Origin of the sequence: Microbacterium sp., from assembly GCF_030149085.1 — a bacterium.
In the GTDB taxonomy this organism is placed as follows: Bacteria; Actinomycetota; Actinomycetes; order Actinomycetales; family Microbacteriaceae; genus Microbacterium.
The window spans coordinates 1-4,298 of the sequence record NZ_JASBSF010000149.1; the positions used below are offsets into that span (position 1 = coordinate 1).

Below are 4,298 nucleotides of genomic sequence, written 5' to 3' on the forward strand. Positions count from 1 at the left end.
TCTGCGAGTTCTTTCTGATCGATGATCTCCCCGGTCACGGGATCAATCATCTCGTCGTCAACAACGACAGTGGTCGTGTCAGCCACGGCCATCTCCTTTCGGATCAGGCCGGACCCCACACACCGTTATTCAGACAGTCCCCCCAACAGCGCTGATAGTCCGATCGTGACGCCTCGGTCGCGGCCGTCCAGCGACGTTTGCGTTTGGTCTGGGTTGGCAGAGATCGCGGAATTGTATGCGGGAAGGGCAGGTCGGCCGGTGGTGAAGAGAGAGGCCCCAGCACCCTGCCGTTTCAGTGGTGCTGGTGGTGACTGTCGGGGTAGTGCACATGGGTGTGCGTGACCGCGGCGTGCGTATGGGAATGACGATGGCGTGTGCCAGGGGCGACCGTCGTCTCGTGGAGGTGTTCGTGGTGGCCGTCGTCGTAGCTGTGCCAGTGGTCATGGTGCACCGGCTCGTGCGCACGATCATTCTCGTGCCGTTCGGTCAGGTGTAGCCAAACGCCGACTCCCATCAGGACCGCGGCGACGCCGAGCTGCCAGGTGATCAGAGCGCCGAGGCCGACTGCGATCGAGGCGCCGACGAACGGGGCGACGGAGTAGTACGCGCCTGCACGGGCGGTGCCGACGTGGCGGAGCGCGACGATGAACAGCACCAGGCTCACCCCGAAGGCGAGCACGCCGACGCCCATCGCCTCCAGCAGGATGCCGACGGGTGGCAGGGTGGCGCCGAGGAGATGCGCGAGGATCAAATTGACGGGCCCGGCTACTAGACCTTTCACCGTGACGAGCCAGGTCGCATCAGTGAGTGCGATCTTCCGGGTGCAGGTGTTGTCCAGCCCCACGCGAAGCAAGCCCCGACCACTGCGAGCGAGGGCCACAGGTCGGTGACGGAGACGGGGCCGTTCCAGCTGAGCACGACCGCGCCGGCGACGATCGCGATCATCCCGATCACGACGCGGCGATCGGCGTTCTCCCGGGAACACGATCCGAGCCAGCACCGCGGTGAACACGCCCTCGAAGTTCAGCAGCACCGATGCGGCTGACGCGGGGAGAGCGGCGGGCGAGCCGGTACGCGCCCAGGCCGAGATCGGAGCCGAGGTTAGAGCAGGCTGGCCAGCGTCCAAGGGCTGAGGTCACCGAGCAGGAGCTTCGCGAGGGGCGTGCTGGCGCCGAACAGGGTCGCCGACACCAGCGCCGCCGGCCCCCGTGTTGCGAAGCGACCCTAGCCTCATGACCTCCGGTCTACCACTTGATAAGCCAGGAAACCTGGCGTCCTCAGATTTGAGTTTCTTGCCGCTCTTTCATTCTCAATCGCCTCGTCTGGAACCCTGACACGGCGCCAAGGAGGAGACACACCACGGCGAGCGGCACTGCGACCCGCCACCAGGTGTTGCCTGTGAGCAGGTTGGAGAACAAGATCAGCACACAGAGGCCATTCAGCCCTAGGGCCAGATAGGCGTATTCAGCAGATGTCCACCTCCGCCGATCGGTTCGACGTGAATCCCTCTCGATCACCGCGTTCCATTCCATGTGGTGCCACTGGTGGCCAATACTGGCCGTTGTCTCTGCACAGATTCTGAACCTGGCCCACTACCTCCGCTTGGATTCGGAGGTCAGGTGGGACAGGTGACCCACGGCCTCGTCCAGGAGTTCTGCGACATGTTCGTCGAATAGCGAGTAGTGGACGTGACGTCCGTCTCGGCTGCCCTCCACGAGGCTGAGGTGTCGCAGCAACCGTAAGTGGTTGGACACGGTGGTCTGTCCCGACCCCAGTTCTTCGCTGAGCTCGGTGACGGTGCTCGGGCGGGCGCGCAGCACGCTCAGGATGCGCAAGCGCACGGGCGAAGCAAGAGCCTGCATGATCTCTGCAAGCCGCTCGGCGTCCGATACGGACAGCACCTCCGCAGCCTCACGCGGGGTCTCATCGGTCATGGACATCATTGTGCCCGCCGAACACGATAATCATTCACATCTACAACATATCACAATCTTGTGATGTATTGTGGAGCGCATGACAAGCACCTCTCCAACCGCGGCACCCTCCACCGACACGCAGGAGCATGCACACGGCTCGGCGCGGTGGGAGCTGTGGTTCGCGATCGCGTCCGGCGTGACATACGCGGCCGGGATGATCACGGAGTTCGCGCTGGGCATGCCCTTGCTCGGGCTGCCGCTGGCATTCTTCCTCGCCACCTACTTCTTCGGCGGGTTCTTCACCTTCCGCTCGGCGATCGCCTCGACGTTGCGGGGCAAGTTCGAGGTCGACTTCCTCATGCTCGTCGCCGCGATCGGCGCCGCCCTGATCGGGAAGTGGGCCGAGGGCGCGGTGCTGCTGTTCCTATTCAGCCTGGGACACGCCCTGGAAGAGTACGCGCTGAGCCGGGCGAGCAAGTCCATCGAGGCCCTCGCGGACCTCGCTCCCCGCACAGCACTGGTCCGCCGTGGCGGCGGCGAACCGGTCGAGGTGCCAGTCGAGCAGATCGCCGTCGGCGACATCATCGTGATCCGCCCCAACTCGCGAATCCCCTCGGACGGGTTCGTGATCTCCGGCGTCTCCGCCGTCGACCAGTCGGCGGTCACCGGCGAGTCCATCCCCGTGGAGAAGGAACCCGTCACCGATCCAGAGCGTGCGATGCGCACCGTCGACACGCTGCCTGCCGCGAACCGCGTCTTCGCAGGAACGGTCAACGGCTCGGGGGTGCTCGAGGTCGAGGTCACCGCCACAGCGGCAGACTCGACGCTGAGCAAGGTCGTCGAGCTGGTCCGCACCGCCGACCAAGCCACGTCCCCGACCCAGCAGTTCATCGACCGGTTCCAACGCTGGTACGTGCCCGCCGTCATCGTCGGCGTCGCAGCCACCCTGCTGGTAGCGATGTTCGCGTTCGGGCAGCAGTTCCCCGACGCGTTCTACCTCTCCATGACCGTGCTCGTCGCGGCAAGCCCCTGCGCTCTCGCGATCGCCACACCCGCCGCCGTGCTCGCCGGGGTGGCCCGCGCCGCCCGCGCCGGCGTGCTCGTCAAGGGCGGTGCCCCACTGGAAACCCTCGGTCGGGTCAAGGCGATGGCGTTCGACAAGACCGGCACGCTCACCTGGGGCCTTCCCCGCGTCACCTCCATCACCCCCGTCGACGGCGACGACGGGACGCTGCTGATCCCGACCCTGGTCGCGGTCGAATCCCTCAGCGATCACCCCCTTGCCACGGCGATCGTCCGCGATCTCACCGACCGCATCCCCGACTCCGACCGGGTCGACGCGACAGACCTGAACGCGGTCGTCGGCCGGGGTGTGCGCGCCACCATCGACGGTGAGACGGTGGAAGTCGGCAACCTCCGCATGTTCGAGGAGCAGCAGCTCACCCTCCCCACCGCGCTCAACGTGGCGTACGAGCAGGCCCGCGACTCCGGGCAGACGCTGATGATCGTGCGCCGCTGCAACCGGTTCCTCGGTCTCGTCGGCGTCATGGACGCCTCCCGCGCGGAATCCGCCCAGGTGCTCACCGCTCTCCGCGGCGCGAACGTCGGGCAGCTCATGATGATCTCGGGCGACAACCAGCGCGTCGCCGACGCTGTCGGCCGTGAGGTGGGTGTCGACACCGCCATCGGTGAGCTGCTGCCCGAGGACAAGGTCGCCGAGATCACCCGGCTGGCCGAAACCCACCGGCCGATCGCGATGGTCGGCGACGGGGTGAACGACGCGCCCGCGATGGCGCGCGCCGACATCGGCATCGCGATGGGCGCCGCCGGCTCCACCGTCGCGCTCGAGACCTGCGACATCGCCTTGATGAGCGACGATCTCGGACGCGTTCCGTTCGCCGTCCGGCTCAGCCGCGCCACCAGTCGGATCATCCGCCAGAACCTGATCGCCAGCCTCGCCGTCGTCGTCTTCCTCATCATCGCCACCTTCGTCGGCCTGAACATCGGCGCCGTCGTCCTCATCCACGAGGGATCCACCCTGATCGTGGTCGGCAACGCCCTCCGGCTCCTCGCCTTCGAGCGCGGTAAGGAACACCACGGCATCGACCACGAGGACAAGCCCACGGCGTGACCCGCGGCCTCGAGGACCGTTCCCGCTGCGAGGGGTTGGACTCCGGCTAGGTGTGATGTCCAGGGACGTTGTTTCGGCGACACGGCCGTGAAGAGCTGAGAGGTGAGGGCCTCCGGTTGTGAAGTGGATCTGTTGAGTTCAACCGCTTCAGGAACCAGGAGGCCCTCGTGTCCCACGCTAACGCTGCCCTGACCCCACGCGCCCGGCTTCGACTGGCGCGCCTGATCGTCGAGGATCACTGGCCGCCGCAG

Annotated in this window: 3 protein-coding genes; 1 reads left to right on the top strand and 2 read right to left on the bottom strand. The window is 66.4% G+C overall.

What is annotated here, in order from left to right; genetic code table 11:
* Nucleotides 1–292: 292 nt before the first annotated feature.
* Both Q1V87_RS06120 and Q1V87_RS06125 read right to left on the bottom strand, forming a co-directional pair.
* Entirely contained in the window at nt 293–844 is a 552-nt protein-coding gene (locus tag Q1V87_RS06120) for a DMT family transporter (RefSeq protein WP_300591291.1), read from the bottom strand.
* A 748-nt stretch (nt 845–1,592) separates the two neighbouring features.
* Nucleotides 1,593–1,934: a metalloregulator ArsR/SmtB family transcription factor gene (locus Q1V87_RS06125; RefSeq protein ID WP_300591292.1), complete on the bottom strand. Its 342-nt coding sequence runs from the start codon at nt 1,932–1,934 to the stop codon at nt 1,593–1,595.
* A 79-nt stretch (nt 1,935–2,013) separates the two neighbouring features.
* Between Q1V87_RS06125 and Q1V87_RS06130 the strand changes: the two genes are divergently transcribed.
* Nucleotides 2,014–4,047 (top strand): heavy metal translocating P-type ATPase, encoded by a 2,034-nt coding sequence (locus Q1V87_RS06130; RefSeq protein WP_300591293.1) that lies wholly within the window; start codon nt 2,014–2,016, stop codon nt 4,045–4,047.
* Nucleotides 4,048–4,298: the final 251 nt, after the last annotated feature.

Coding starts and splice junctions, on each gene's coding strand:
- Q1V87_RS06125 (WP_300591292.1), bottom strand. CDS start 1,934: ATGACCGATGAGACCCCGCGTGAGGCTGCGGAGGTGCTGTCCGTATCG.
- Q1V87_RS06130 (WP_300591293.1), top strand. CDS start 2,014: ATGACAAGCACCTCTCCAACCGCGGCACCCTCCACCGACACGCAGGAG.